This is a genomic window from Janthinobacterium sp. BJB304 (genome assembly GCF_002735765.1).
In the GTDB taxonomy this organism is placed as follows: Bacteria; Pseudomonadota; Gammaproteobacteria; order Burkholderiales; family Burkholderiaceae_D; genus Janthinobacterium.
Genome location: NZ_PDZN01000030.1, coordinates 66,737 through 79,879 on the forward strand (window position 1 = coordinate 66,737; position 13,143 = coordinate 79,879).

Annotated in this window: 12 protein-coding genes; 1 reads left to right on the forward strand and 11 read right to left on the reverse strand. The window is 62.1% G+C overall.

Annotated elements, in window-relative coordinates; genetic code table 11:
• Positions 1 to 88 precede the first annotated feature (88 nt).
• The 7 genes from CSQ95_RS26540 to ndk all read right to left on the reverse strand — a co-directional run bounded on the left by CSQ95_RS26540 (position 89) and on the right by ndk (position 7,036).
• On the reverse strand, positions 89 to 757 hold the full coding sequence (locus CSQ95_RS26540; RefSeq protein WP_099411647.1) for a tetratricopeptide repeat protein: 669 nt from the start codon (positions 755 to 757) through the stop codon (positions 89 to 91).
• Positions 758 to 811: 54 nt separating this feature from the next.
• The gene (gene hisS / locus CSQ95_RS26545) at positions 812 to 2,173 is read right to left on the reverse strand and encodes a histidine--tRNA ligase (RefSeq protein ID WP_070221912.1); all 1,362 of its coding nucleotides are present in this window, start codon (positions 2,171 to 2,173) and stop codon (positions 812 to 814) included.
• Between the two features lie 57 nt (positions 2,174 to 2,230).
• Positions 2,231 to 3,493, reverse strand: a complete 1,263-nt coding sequence (ispG, locus tag CSQ95_RS26550) for a flavodoxin-dependent (E)-4-hydroxy-3-methylbut-2-enyl-diphosphate synthase (protein ID WP_070221911.1) — start codon at positions 3,491 to 3,493, stop codon at positions 2,231 to 2,233.
• Between the two features lie 38 nt (positions 3,494 to 3,531).
• Positions 3,532 to 4,464, reverse strand: a complete 933-nt coding sequence (locus CSQ95_RS26555) for a helix-turn-helix domain-containing protein (protein ID WP_306532832.1) — start codon at positions 4,462 to 4,464, stop codon at positions 3,532 to 3,534.
• Between the two features lie 67 nt (positions 4,465 to 4,531).
• Entirely contained in the window at positions 4,532 to 5,308 is a 777-nt protein-coding gene (gene pilW, locus CSQ95_RS26560) for a type IV pilus biogenesis/stability protein PilW (RefSeq protein WP_099411655.1), read from the reverse strand.
• Positions 5,309 to 5,319: 11 nt separating this feature from the next.
• Positions 5,320 to 6,495, reverse strand: a complete 1,176-nt coding sequence (gene rlmN / locus CSQ95_RS26565; RefSeq protein WP_034752035.1) for a 23S rRNA (adenine(2503)-C(2))-methyltransferase RlmN — start codon at positions 6,493 to 6,495, stop codon at positions 5,320 to 5,322.
• A 124-nt stretch (positions 6,496 to 6,619) separates the two neighbouring features.
• A complete protein-coding gene (ndk, locus tag CSQ95_RS26570; RefSeq protein ID WP_070223377.1) occupies positions 6,620 to 7,036 on the reverse strand; it encodes a nucleoside-diphosphate kinase in 417 nt (138 codons plus the stop codon).
• Positions 7,037 to 7,255: 219 nt separating this feature from the next.
• Here ndk and CSQ95_RS26575 point away from each other — a divergent pair, with 219 nt between their 5' ends.
• Positions 7,256 to 7,942 carry a Bax inhibitor-1/YccA family protein gene (locus CSQ95_RS26575; RefSeq protein WP_034752039.1) on the forward strand — a complete coding sequence of 229 codons (687 nt, stop codon included), beginning with the start codon at positions 7,256 to 7,258 and terminating at the stop codon, positions 7,940 to 7,942.
• Positions 7,943 to 8,107: 165 nt separating this feature from the next.
• On the opposite strand, the gene CSQ95_RS26580 is transcribed toward CSQ95_RS26575, so the two are convergent.
• The 4 genes from CSQ95_RS26580 to CSQ95_RS26595 form a co-directional block, all read right to left on the reverse strand.
• Positions 8,108 to 8,953, reverse strand: a complete 846-nt coding sequence (locus tag CSQ95_RS26580; protein ID WP_099411649.1) for a LysR family transcriptional regulator — start codon at positions 8,951 to 8,953, stop codon at positions 8,108 to 8,110.
• A 12-nt stretch (positions 8,954 to 8,965) separates the two neighbouring features.
• On the reverse strand, positions 8,966 to 10,126 hold the full coding sequence (cfa, locus tag CSQ95_RS26585; protein WP_099411656.1) for a cyclopropane fatty acyl phospholipid synthase: 1,161 nt from the start codon (positions 10,124 to 10,126) through the stop codon (positions 8,966 to 8,968).
• 285 nt (positions 10,127 to 10,411) lie between these two features.
• Positions 10,412 to 11,452, reverse strand: coding sequence for a cupin-like domain-containing protein (locus CSQ95_RS26590; RefSeq protein ID WP_099411650.1), 1,041 nt, complete (start codon positions 11,450 to 11,452; stop codon positions 10,412 to 10,414).
• A gap of 81 nt (positions 11,453 to 11,533) precedes the next feature.
• Positions 11,534 to 13,143, reverse strand: a 1,610-nt coding sequence (locus CSQ95_RS26595; protein WP_099411657.1) for a glycosyl hydrolase family 18 protein, incomplete at its 5' end; no start/stop codon positions are given.

Below are 13,143 nucleotides of genomic sequence, written 5' to 3' on the forward strand. Positions count from 1 at the left end.
AAGTGTTATCCAACCTTTTTCTTGTACTTGTAAGGGCAAGGCAGGCGGCGCACAACGCCGCGCGGCCGCACCACCATCAGTGTTCCTGTCAGGCGGCGGCCTTGTCAGCCTTGGCCTTGTCTTCCGGTACCGTGCCGCCGATCGCTTCCAGTTTGACCTGGATCAGTTGACGGCCTGGATTGTTCTTGTCCGTCGCGGCTATCGCGGCCAGGTAGGCCGTGCGGGCATCGGCCAGCTTGTTTTGCGCCACCAGGATGTCGCCCTTGCGGTCGGCCACGGCACCGGCAAATTGCGCCACGGTGGCCGTCGCCAGTACCTTCAGCGCTTCATCGTAGGCTTTTTCGTCCAGCAGGACGCCGGCCAGACGCAGCTTGGCGATGGCCTTGTACTCTTCCGTACCGTGCTCGGCCACCCAGTGCAGCTGGGTCTTGGCCGTTTTCAGGTCGTTCGCGTCGAACGCCACCTTGGCCGCGGCCAGGGCGCTCATCTGTGCATATGCCGTACCGCTGAAACGCGACTGCATGTCGCTGGTCGCGCGCATCACCTTGGCCGTGTCCTTGGCGGCGATGGCGTTCTGCAGTTCGTCGTACAGCTGGCCCGCTTGCGCGGCCTGCGTGCGCTGGTAGTACTGCCAGCCAGCCCAGCCGCTGTAGCCGGCCAGCGCCACGATCAGGACCCAGGAGGTCAGATTGCCATTGCGCTGCCACCAGGCCTTGAGGGTTGCCAGTTGTTCTTGTTCTTCGTGATCGTATGCCATGGGTCGTCAGTTTGAATGAGTAGTTGATCGAGGGTAGTACGGTCTTGCTGCAAATTAATGGTGGTGATGCACGTGGCCGCCAGGACCGTGGTCGTGGCCGCAATCGTGGTCGCCGATGATCTGGTCCACCACATAATCGACGACATCGTCGAACGGCACCGTGCTCTGCTGCGCACCCGCATCGGCTTCGCGCATGGCTTTCACCGTCGCGACATTGTTGGCGATTTCATCGTCGCCCAGGATCACGGCAAACGCCGCGCCGCTGGCATCGGCCTTTTTCATTTGCGTCTTGAAGCTGCCGCCGCCGTTGCTCGCTGCGCAATGTAGCACAACGTCCAGGCCCGCATCGCGAATCCGCTCGGCCAGCACGAACGCTTGCAAGCCTGCCTGCTCGCCCTGGTGCACCAGGTAGACGTCGCACTGGGCCGGCGCTTCCGGCTCGGCCGCATCCTTCATCAGCAGCACCAGGCGTTCGACGCCCATGCCGAAACCGACGGCGGGCGTCGATTTGCCGCCGAACATTTCCACCATGCCGTCATAGCGGCCGCCGGCGCAGACCGTGCCTTGCGCGCCCAGCTTGTCGCTGACCCACTCGAACACCGTGCGGTTGTAGTAATCGAGGCCGCGCACCAGGCGAGGGTTGATGGTGAACGGAATATTGTTGTGGTTCAAGATCTTCTGCACGCCGTGGAAGTGCGCCAGCGATTCCTCGCCCAGGTAATCGAGCAGCTTCGGCGCGCCATTGACCAGGTCCTGCATGGCAGGGTTCTTGGTGTCGAGGATGCGCAGCGGATTGCTGTGCAGGCGGCGCTTGGCTTCTTCGTCAAGCAGCTCGCTGTGGCTTTCCAGGTAGGCGATCAGGTCGGCGCGGTGACGCAGGCGCTCGGCCGCGTCGCCGATCGAGTTCAGTTCCAGGCGGATGCCTTCCAGGCCCAGGTCGTCCCACAGGCGGCGCGACAGCATGATGATCTCGGCGTCGATATCCGGACCCGTGAAACCGATGGCTTCCACGCCGAACTGGTGGAACTGGCGGTAGCGGCCTTTCTGCGGGCGTTCGTGACGGAACATCTGGCCCTTGTACCACAGGCGTTTCGGACCTTCGTAGACGAGGTTGTGCTCGACGACGGCGCGCACCACGCCGGCCGTGCCTTCCGGGCGCAGGGTCAGGTTGTCGCCGTTCATCGAATCGGTGAACGAATACATTTCCTTTTCCACGATATCGGTGACGGCGCCGATGGCGCGCGCGAACAATTTCGTCTCTTCCACGATCGGCGTGCGGATTTGCTGGAAACCGTAGCTTTGCAGAACGGACTGGGCCGTGTTTTCAAACAATTCCCACAGGGGGGCGTCGGCGGGCAGGATATCGTTCATGCCTTTGACGGCGGTGATTTTATCGAGCTTTTTATTTTCGGACATAGTGTTCTTCTTTGCTTTAACTTGATTGTCGGATTACGCGCGTAGCGCTAATCCGACCTACGCTGCTGCGCCGTAATGGCTTTTAACATAATTGAGGACGATGTCCTGGAATTCCTCGACGATGCGTTCGCCGCGCAGGGTGACGACTTTTTCGCCGTCGACAAACACGGGGGCGGCTGGCGACTCGCCCGTGCCGGGCAGGCTGATGCCGATGTTCGCATGCTTCGATTCGCCGGGACCGTTGACGATGCAGCCCATGACGGCCACGTTCATCGCTTCCACGCCCGGATACGATTTCTTCCACTCCGGCATCTGCTCGCGCAGATACGTCTGGATGTTGTCGGCCAGTTCCTGGAAGGTGGTCGACGTCGTGCGCCCGCAGCCGGGACAGGCGATCACCATGGGCGCGAACTTGCGCAAGCCCATGGTTTGCAAAATTTCCTGGCCGACGATCACTTCGCGCGTGCGGTCGCCGCCCGGTTCCGGCGTGAGCGAAATGCGGATGGTGTCGCCGATGCCCTCTTGCAGCAGCACGGCCAGGGCCGCCGTCGAAGCGACGATACCCTTGCTGCCCATGCCCGCTTCCGTCAGGCCCAGGTGCAGCGGATAGTCGCAGCGCTGCGCCAGTTCGCGGTACACGGCGATCAAATCCTGCACGCCCGAGACTTTGCACGACAGAATGATCTTGTCGCGGCCCAGGCCCAGTTCTTCGGCGCGCACGGCGTTTTCAATCGCCGACGTCACCAGCGCTTCATACATGACGGCTTGCGCCGGCCACGGTTCGGCGCGGCCCGCGTTTTCATCCATGATGCGCGCCAGCAAGGCTTGATCCAGGCTACCCCAGTTCACGCCGATGCGCACCGGCTTATCATACTTGCACGCCGCTTCGATCATTTGCGCGAATTGCGTGTCGCGCTTGGCGCCCTTGCCCACGTTGCCCGGATTGATGCGGTACTTCGACAGCGCGCGCGCGCAATCGGGGTAGTCGTTAAGCAGGGTATGGCCGTTATAGTGGAAATCGCCCACCAGCGGCACGTCGATGTCCATCTTGTCGAGCTGCTCGCGGATGTAGGGCACGGCCGCAGCCGCTTCGGGACGGTCCACCGTCAGGCGCACCAGTTCCGAACCGGCACGCGCCAGTTCCTTGATCTGGATCGCCGTGCCGATGGCGTCGGCCGTATCCGTATTCGTCATCGACTGCACCACCACGGGGGCGTCGCCGCCCACCCAGATCTGGCGCTGGCCGTGCGCGATCAGCACCTTGCGGCTGTCGCGGCGGCCGGAAGGGCCGGAGCCGATCGCTGTTTTCGAGGTAGCCATAATATTATCTTCTGAGTTTGCTTGAACGATTAGTGCAATTATTTGATGCTGACACGCGAGATCGTGCCGCCGGCCACGGTCGGCAGCTCCAGCTTGGCGCCGCGCAAGGTTGCCTGCACAACACCCGGCTTGCCCACCACCAGAGTGGCCGGACCCGTGATATCGAACGTTTCCGTGCTGCCCGCCTTGACCATGCGCGAAATCAGCGGAGAAGCGCCGGGACGGCGGATCTCGACCCAGGAATCCTGCTCCACCTTCAGCACCAGCGCATTCGCGCCCACGGCAGGGGCAGCGGCAGCGGCAGCAGCGGGCGGCGTGACGGCAGCCGTTGCCGCTGTCGCCGGAGCTGGCACGGCGGCTGGCGGCACGGCGGCGGCCGGCGCCGAAGCGGCGGCAGCGGCAGGTGCGCCCGTCTGCGTATCGTTGCCTGGCGGTGGCGGCACGGAAATCAGGGGCACGGACGGCGTCTGCACGGGCGTCAAGTCCTGGCCCGGCTTGATCAGGGTCGTTTCCACCGGACCCACTTCTGCATGCGCGGTTTCCTTCCCGGCCTGCGCAGACAGCAGGCTGGCCGGCACGTAACCGAGTTTATAGGCGCCAAAGGCGGCCGCCACGACGACGGCCACGGCGCCGGCGATCCAGATTGGCGTCTGGTTCGACGAGCGCTGCGTCATCGACGGGAAGCGCGATTCCGAGAACGTGGCGGAAATTTCACGCCGCACGGGCGCGGCCGGGTCTTGCGCCGGTGCCGGATGGACTTCGATCATGGCCACCAGCGGCGCCGCGTCGAGACGCACCACCTTGGCGTAGGCGCGCACGAAACCGCGCACCACGGCCACGTTCGGCAAGGCCGCCATGTCGCCCTCTTCCAGCGCGATCACCTGGCGCGGCGCCAGCTTGAGCTGGTCGGCCACCTGCTCCACGGGCCAGCCCAGCGCTTCGCGCTGCGCCTTCAACTGTGCGCCTGCCAACGCAAGATTGCCCTGGGGCTGCTGCTGAGGCGTTTCTGCCCACTCTGAATTCATTGGTATCCCTGTCTCACTCATCAAACGCCCCATTTTGATAAGCAGCATATTCGGGGGAGCCGGAATGGTGGTTGCGCAAATGCGCCCCCAGGCCAGCTTCCGCACCCGCATCCCCGAGCTTATGCTGCACCTTGATCCCGAGCCACAGCACATCGGCCGTCTGGCTCTCCATTGTCGCTACTTTACCGAGCCGCTCAAGGTAACGAGCCGCTTGCCGGTAGTCTTGCTGTTGGTAATACACGCGCACCAGGCCGGCATACGTGATTGCCGCGCCAGGTGCGATGCGCTCCGCCTTGAGCCAGTAGTCAGCGGCGCGCGGGTAATCTTTCATGACCAGGCTGCACGCCGCCGCATTATGCAGCGCAAGTTCAGGCGTGCCATAGGCGGCATCTTGCAATGCGGCATCAAAATACGCCAGCGACTGCGCCGCGCGCCCGGTCTGGCACAGAAACAGGCCATAATTATTGCTCAACTCGGGATTGTGGGGCGCGAGGCGCAAAGCGTAAAGAAAATCTTTTTCAGCAGCCCCAGGTTGATGCATGGCAGCAAAAATCAGGGCGCGCATGCCGCGCACCTGGACGTTGTCCGGCACCAGCTGCACCGCCTGCTCTGCTTCGACCAACGCCACCACAAACTGATCCTGCATATAATAGGCGCTGGCCAGCTGCAAGCGCAAGGCGGCGCGCTGCTCGACAGATGCAGCTTGCTCCTTGTCTGCGGTGGAAGCACAGCCGACCAGCAGCACAGCCAGGCAAACAGCGGCCACAGCAAGCGAGCGTTGGTAAGCCATGCCTTCCCTCATCAGGAGCGGATCTCCACGATCTTGCCGAAATTGGCGCCAAATTTCTGTTGATACTCAGTCATCTTTTCCATCCGTTCCTGCACCCGCGTGCGGTCCTTGACTTCGCCGGCCAGCTGGCCGCAGGCCGCATCGATATCGTCGCCGCGCGTCTTGCGCACGGTGGTGATGATGCCGCCATCCATCAGCACCTGGGCGAAAGCCTTGATGCGCGGGTTTTTCGAGCGGAACAGGCCCGACTCGGGGAACGGGTTGAAGGGAATCAGGTTGAACTTGCAGTTCACGCCGAACTCGCGGTCTTGCACCAGCGCCAGCAGTTCGCGCGCGTGCTCGTCGCTGTCGTTGACGCCGTCGAGCATGCAGTATTCGAAGGTGATGAAATCGCGCGGGGCGAATTCCAGATAGCGCTTGCAGGCCGCCATCAATTCCTTCAGCGGGTATTTCTTGTTCAGGGGAATCAGCCCGTCGCGCAAGGCGTCGTTCGAGGCGTGCAGCGAGACGGCCAGGGCCACCGGCACTTCCTGCGACAGCTTGTCCATCATCGGCACCACGCCCGACGTCGACAGGGTCACGCGGCGGCGCGACAGGCCGTAGGCGTTATCGTCGAGCATCAATTTCAGGGCCGTGACGGTCGGCTCAAAGTTCAGCAGGGGCTCGCCCATGCCCATCATCACCACGTTGGTGATCTGGCGCTCGCCTTTCGGGCCCGGTTCGATGCCCTTGGTGCGGCGCAATTCGAACTCCGCCATCCACAGCTGGCCGATGATTTCGCCGACGCTCAGGTTGCGGTTAAAGCCTTGCTTGCCCGTCGAGCAGAAACGGCAGTTCACGGCGCAGCCGGCCTGGGTCGAGATGCACAGGGTGCCGCGGTTTTCTTCCGGGATGAACACGGTTTCCACGGCATTGCCATTGCCCACGTCGACCAGCCACTTGCGCGTGCCATCCGTCGACGTGTGGTCGCTGATGATGGCAGGGGCGCGCACTTCGGCGCGCGTAGCCAGCTTGTCGCGCAGCGACTTGGCCAGGTCCGTCATGGCGTCGAAGTCGGAAGCGCCGAACTGGTGTATCCAACGTTGCAATTGTTTCGCACGAAACGGTTTCTCTCCCAACTCGGCGCAGTAAGCGATGAGTTGCGCGGGATCGAGGTCCAGCAAGTTGGTGAGGGTCGTCGTATTCATGATCTTGTCTATTCTAAAAATCCGTCCCCGCGCGCATCAGGGGCAAAGCACCACAGCGCAGCGGGAACAGGGGGTGATAAGTTATTTCACAGATAACGCCAGGAAATAACGTTATCTAAGGCAATTAAGCCTTCAGTTCTGGGAAGAAGTAAGCGATTTCCACTTTAGCAGCTTCGACAGCGTCGGAACCGTGTACGGCGTTAGCGTCGATCGAATCGGCGAAATCGGCGCGGATCGTGCCTTTTTCTGCTTTCTTCGGATCGGTCGCGCCCATCAGGTCACGGTGGGCCAGAACGGCGTTTTCGCCTTCCAGGGCCTGGATCATGACTGGACCGGAAACCATGAAGTCGACCAGATCCTTGAAGAAGCCGCGCTCTTTGTGCGCTGCGTAGAAGCCTTCAGCTTGTTCGCGCGACAGTTGGGTCATGCGTGCTGCAACGATTTTCAGGCCAGCGTTTTCAAAACGGGTGTAGATTTGACCGATTACGTTTTTTGCAACTGCGTCTGGTTTGATGATCGACAGGGTGCGTTCGATTGCCATGTGTGAAAACTCCAATAAAAGTAAGGTTTAAAACGGTAAATTGATAACTCAATCAACCTTTGATTTTACCATACTCCACCCCATATCACCCAGACGGGCAGGGGCATCTTGCCGCCCTGTCCCTGTTTAATGAAATCTTAAGCTGCTTTTTTGGCAAATTCCGGCCCCCATGCTATCCTTGGGTAAAGCAGTAATTTGAATTGACAACACGGAGGCACTATGAATCAGAACATGCAACGCACCTTTGACCTGTCGGGGGGCATGCAGCAAGTCCGCCACCAGGTCTTGCGCAACACTTACTGGCTGCTGGCACTGTCCATGATACCGACCGTGCTGGGCGCCTTCATCGGCGTGCAGATGCATTTGCCGATGCTGACTGGCGGCATGGGCTTCATCATCTTCATGGCCGTCGCATTCGGCTTCATGTACGCAATCGAGAAAACCAAGAACTCGGGCCTCGGCGTCGCCGTCCTGCTGGGCTTTACCTTCTTCATGGGCCTGATGCTCACGCCTATCCTGACGCGCACGCTCGGCTACTCGAACGGCGGCATGCTGATCATGACGGCATTCGGCGGCACGGCCACCATCCTGGCCGTGATGGCGACGATCGCCACTGTGTCGAAGCGCGATTTCTCGGCCATGGGCAAATGGCTGTTTGCCGGCGTGATCGTGCTGATCCTCGCATCGGTGGCGAACATCTTCCTGGGCCTGTCGGCACTGTCGATCGTGATCTCCATGGTCGCCATCGCCATCTTCTCGGCCTACATCCTGTATGACGTGCAGCAAATCATCAACGGCGGCGAGACCAACTACATCTCGGCCACCCTGCGCATCTACCTGGACGTGTACAACATCTTCACCAGCCTGCTCTCCCTTCTGGGTTTCGCTGGCGGCAGCCGCGACTAAGCGCTAACGCAAAAACGCCCAGGGCGGCGTTGCAGTGCCTCGCCGTACCAGTCGTACTGCCTTCGGCACCGCGCCTTGCCCTGAACGTTTTATGCGCTGCGCTTATGCGCGAGGACATGAAAATAAAAGCCGACCCGCGGGTCGGCTTTTTTACGTCTGTCGAACCTACTTGATCTTCTCCGCCACCTCGAGCAGGCAGGCGCGGGCGCGGTCCAGGGTGGGGTTGTCGCGCTGGGCCGCATACACGGCGTAGGCGGAATGCGAGAATTCTGGCGCGTCGCGCACACGGTACAGCAAGCCTGCGTCGAGATACGGCTGCGCGCTGCCGATGCGAAAGTAGCTGGCGCCGCCCACTTCCAGCAGGTACACGAGGGCCAGCGGTCCCAGGGAAATGGAGATGGGCGGACTGCTCAGTTCAGGATACGCCGCCTGGTGGTTCGCCGCGAAGCTGGGTCCCCAGTCGACGTACACATAGGTATCGGCCTGCATCTGCCCGTCGGCGCGCGTGGTCACCATCACCAGCTTTTCCTCGGCCAGCAATTCGCTGGCCAGACCCGGGCGCTGCGGCGGGTTGTACAGCACGGCCAGGTCCAGCGAGCCGTCGTGCACGGCGTCGAGCAGGCGCGCGGGACTGTCGACTTCGGCGCGCAAGGCGATTTCGGGACAATCACGGCTCATGCGTATCAGCCAGTCGCCGAGCAGCGGCTGCCACAGGCTCAGTTCGCAGCCTATGCTGACGGCGTCGTCGCGCCCCGGCGGCAGGGCCACCTGGTGGCGCGCCCGCTCCCACACCTGCACCATGGTGGCCGCATGGCGCATGAAGCGCTCGCCGGCCGACGTCAGGCGCGCGCCCGCCTTGTTGCGCACGAACAGCTGGCGCCCCAGCTGCTGCTCCAGGGTGCGGATGCGGGCGCTGACGGCCGTCTGCGTCACGTGCATGCGCTCGGCCGCCATGATGAAGCTGCCGCAGGAAGCCACTTCGAGGAAGGTACGCGCTTGATTGATGTCCATCAAGCCATGATATCAGCTGACGCGATCATAGCCACCGAGCACGCCCTGCTTCGACAAGACCCATTGCCACAGCTGCAGGTCGCGCGCGCGGAAGGCGCCCGCGCAGGACAGCAGGTAGTATGACCACATGCGGTGGAAGCGCTCACCCAGCTGGGCCGCAAACTGCGGCCAGGCCTGCTCAAAGTTCGCATGCCAGGCCATCAGGGTCTTGTCGTAGTCGGCGCCGAAGTTGTGCAAGTCCTCGGCGATAAATAAATCATCAATGGCGTCGCCGATCTGGCCGATGGACGGCAAGTCGCCATTCGGGAAGATATATTTGTCGATCCACGGATCGCATGCGGAATCGCGCTTGTTCTTGCCGATCGTGTGCAGCAGGAACAGGCCGTCGTCTTCCAGGCAGCGGTGCACCACTTCCATGAAGGTGCGGTGATTCTTGTGCCCCACGTGCTCGAACATGCCGATGCTGACGATGCGGTCGAATTTTTCATCGGTGTCACGGTAATCCTGCAGGCGGAAGTCCAGGTGCTCGCCGCCCGGCATGCCGCGCGCGTAGGCGACCTGCTCTTGCGAAATCGTCACGCCCACGCACTGCACCTGGTATTTTTCCGCCGCATAACGCATGAAACTGCCCCAGCCGCAGCCGATGTCGAGCACGCGCATGCCCGGTTCCAGGCGCAGCTTGCGGCAGATCAAATCGAGCTTGGCTTCCTGCGCCTCGGCCAGGTTGCCGGCGTCCTTCCAGTAGCCGCAGGTATAGGTCATGCGCGGATCGAGCATGGCCGCATAGAAGGCGTTGCCCAGGTCATAGTGCTCCTTGCCCACCATCCACGCGCGTCGCTCCGTCTGCAGGTTGAACAGGCGCGCGTACAGCGCGTGGAAGGCCAGGCGCATGGGGCGCACATCGTCGGCCACCCTGGCGCGCAACAGATGGCAAAAGAATTCGTCGAGCTGCTGCGCATCCCAGTCGCCATCCATGTACGCTTCGCCCAGGCCCAGGTTGCCGCTGGCGAAAGCCCGCTCGGGCACGCCCGGTTTGCGCAGCTGCATGTCCCAGGCCGCGCGGCCATTCAAGTGGATATCGGCCCTGGCCAGCAGCTCGGCCGCTTCGCGGGTCAGCCGCGTGTCGAGCTGGAGTTCCGTACTACTTGCCGGTGCTTGCTGTAACTGTGTCATTTGCTGCGTGTTCATGCCCTGCCGCCTCCAGATGATTGTCGATGCCGGTGCACGCCGGCAAGTCAACATCAGGTACCCGGCGGCGCACCAGCAATAAAATTATCTACCCCTCATCCGCATCTGGATAATGAAACATCATGGTCATTCATATCAAAATAATTGCTGCAAAATGATTTCAATCAATTATTCCATGGAAATATCTTATACAAGAAACGCACCGTACAATGAAAAAAGCCGCATGTTCGGCGGCTGTTCCCTGCGCGTTCGCGGCAATCCGCATGCCAATCAAAAGTCGTGATTCGGCGGATACTTGCTGTAAAAATCGTTATCCCATTTGAAGTTGGTAAACGCCACCGTCATCGACACGTCAAGCGCTTCGACGAAATGCCAGCAGCCGACGGGCAGGAACAGGATCTCGCCCGGCGCCAGCACGCATTCGCGCACCTGCACGTCGGCCATCAGCGGGTAGCGCCGCAGGTCGATGGCACGTCCGTCGACGGGCGTAAAACAGTGGCGCTGGTTGTACACGCGCGCCACTTCGCAGGCGGCCATGATGCGCAGCCGCTTGCGCCCTTTGACTTGCGCCATGAAGTTGTTCGTCAGGTCGTGGTGGAACGGCGTCACCGTGCCGGCCGGGCCGAACCATAAAAAACCCGTCGGGCCGCCACTCTGCTCCAGATACTCGGGCAGCTGGCCGATGTCGCCCCACAGCTCGCGCAAGGCCTGCCGGTTCTGCGAATTGTTATTCGCCGTCATATAGAAATCATTGGTCGCGCCGCTGCCCTCGACCAGGCTCGCGTACTCGCCGAACGCCATCTTGCGCTTGTGCGCCACGCTGTTCATTTCGTACTGGGCATCCGCTTCGCGGCCGAACTGCACTTCCACTTCGCGCGGCCCGAAATGTTCGCGAAAGTAGGCAGGGCTCCACTTGGCCATGGCGGGCCACTCATCCATCATGCCCGTGATGATGACGGGCTGGTTGGTCGAATAGAATTCGTCCAGGAATTCCTGCGCGGAGAGCCTCTCGCGGCGGGGAATCTCGGGGGCACGCAGCTGATTCAGCTTGCGCTGGATGTCGATCACCCAGTCGCGCTTGGCCAGGCGGTTCGACAGGCGCACGGCGCCGGCCAGGTAGGGACTCTGCAACGCCAGCTCCACTTCGCGGCGCGCCAGCGGCTCCGCGATGCCGGCCTTTTGCAGCACCGGCATCAGCGCCGACGGATGGCTGCCCAGCATGAGATTTTCCGCGATCCAGCTGCGCCACTCGCGGCTCAGCTCCTGTTCCTGTTCCTGCTGCTTGACTCCGAATGCCGATACCGCCGCCATCGCCCGTCTCCTCTTTTTTTATATGAACAAGCGGCCGGGCAGCAATGCCGCCCGGCCGCATCCTGCTACGCTAGCACACGGTTAGCGTACCTTCCACACCTCGGTCGCCAGCACGCCATTCGCGTCGCCATCGAGTTCCCACGAGAACGCGCCGCGCAAGCCCTGGTCCTTCACGTATTTCACCTTGGTGCCGATGACGGTCGGATCATCATAGCTCCACCACTGGCCGCCCGCCCCCGTGTACAGGTACAGCTGCTTGGTCACGGGATGGTAGTAGCGCGTGCCGGCCTTGGCGACGAGGATTTTATAGTCCTCGATACCCGACTCGTACGTGCCCGGCGCCGTGCCCGTGGCCGCCTGGTACAGGCCATCGCCGTTCGGTCCCGGCGCCACGCCCGTCCAGCCGCGGCCATAGAACGGTATGCCCAGCAGCAGCTTGTCGCGCGGCACGCCGGCGGCAATCATGTACTGCACCGCCTTGTCGCCCACGTATTCGCGCGCCATGCCCGTTGACGGATCGGCAGGGTCGGCATACAGCTGGGCGTTGAAGTTGGTGCTGTTTTCCCAGCCGCCGTGGAAGTCGTACGTCATCAGGTTGATCCAATCCATGTACTGCGAGTACAGGGCCGGTTCCGTGTTGTCGATCTTGTCCTTGCCGGCACCGACAGCGGCCGTCAACAGGTAGCGCTTGCCATTGGCGGCGCCGAGCGCATCGAGCTGGCTGCGGAATTCCGCCATCAGCAAGGTGAAGTTGCGCTTGTCGTTGGGGCTGACCGTGTTGTACGGCTGGCCGCCGCCGACCGGGTATTCCCAGTCGATGTCGATGCCGTCAAAGATGTTGGCCGCCGCACCCGCGCCACCGCGACCGCCCTGCACCGGCAGGTTGCCCTTGATGTAGATATCGATACACGAACGCACCATCTGCTTGCGCAGCGCATCGGTAGCCGAACCGACGGAGAAGTTCTTCGACCAGCTCCAGCCACCCAGCGAAATGAACAGCTTGAGGTTCGGGTGCGCCGCCTTCAGCTTTTTCAGCTGCAGGAAGTTGCCCGACAACGGTGCGTCCCACGGAATGGCCTGGCCATCGACGGTGCGCTTCGGCGTGCGGATGTAGTCGGCCTCGGCATCGCCGCCCGTGCCCGCGTCCGGCGAATTCGGATTCGTCGCGCCTGGCTCGGCCTTGGTGATCATGCCGCATTCGTAGCCGCCGTTTTTCGGATAGATATTGCCGAAAGCGTAGTTGATGAAGGTCAACTTGTCGGCCACGCCGCTGGAATGCACGTTTGCCACTTCATAGTCACGGCCATACACGCCCCATTGGGCGAAATAGGAACCGACTTCGCGGCCGGTCGGCGTTGGCGTTGGCGTTGGCGTAGGTGTTGGCGTAGGTGTCGGTGTCGGTGTCGGTGTCGGTGTCGGGGTTGGCGTTGGGGTTGGCGTTGGCGTTGGGGTTGGCGTTGGCGTCGGTGTCGGCGTGGTGCTGCAGATCTCCAGGCTGGTCCAAGGCTTGCCCGTGCCGGCGGCGCCGCTGCTGGTCGACGGGTTGTCGCCCTGCGTCCAGTAGTTGGCGCGGTAATTCGTGCCCGCGTAGCTGACGGTGGCGCCCGCGCTGTAAGCCGTGCCGGCCACCCACGCCAGTGCGCAGGTGCCGCCGGTTGGCGTTGGCGTCGGAGTGGGTGTCGGGGTCGGCG

Bases quoted from the DNA above. Each gene is read 5' to 3' on its own strand.
- CSQ95_RS26590 (WP_099411650.1), bottom strand. From the start codon at position 11,452: ATGGCGGCGGTATCGGCATTCGGAGTCAAGCAGCAGGAACAGGAACAG.
- hisS (WP_070221912.1), bottom strand. From the start codon at position 2,173: ATGTCCGAAAATAAAAAGCTCGATAAAATCACCGCCGTCAAAGGCATG.
- CSQ95_RS26575 (WP_034752039.1), top strand. From the start codon at position 7,256: ATGAATCAGAACATGCAACGCACCTTTGACCTGTCGGGGGGCATGCAG.
- cfa (WP_099411656.1), bottom strand. From the start codon at position 10,126: ATGACACAGTTACAGCAAGCACCGGCAAGTAGTACGGAACTCCAGCTC.
- pilW (WP_099411655.1), bottom strand. From the start codon at position 5,308: ATGGCTTACCAACGCTCGCTTGCTGTGGCCGCTGTTTGCCTGGCTGTG.
- rlmN (WP_034752035.1), bottom strand. From the start codon at position 6,495: ATGAATACGACGACCCTCACCAACTTGCTGGACCTCGATCCCGCGCAA.
- ndk (WP_070223377.1), bottom strand. From the start codon at position 7,036: ATGGCAATCGAACGCACCCTGTCGATCATCAAACCAGACGCAGTTGCA.
- CSQ95_RS26580 (WP_099411649.1), bottom strand. From the start codon at position 8,953: ATGGACATCAATCAAGCGCGTACCTTCCTCGAAGTGGCTTCCTGCGGC.
- ispG (WP_070221911.1), bottom strand. From the start codon at position 3,493: ATGGCTACCTCGAAAACAGCGATCGGCTCCGGCCCTTCCGGCCGCCGC.
- CSQ95_RS26540 (WP_099411647.1), bottom strand. From the start codon at position 757: ATGGCATACGATCACGAAGAACAAGAACAACTGGCAACCCTCAAGGCC.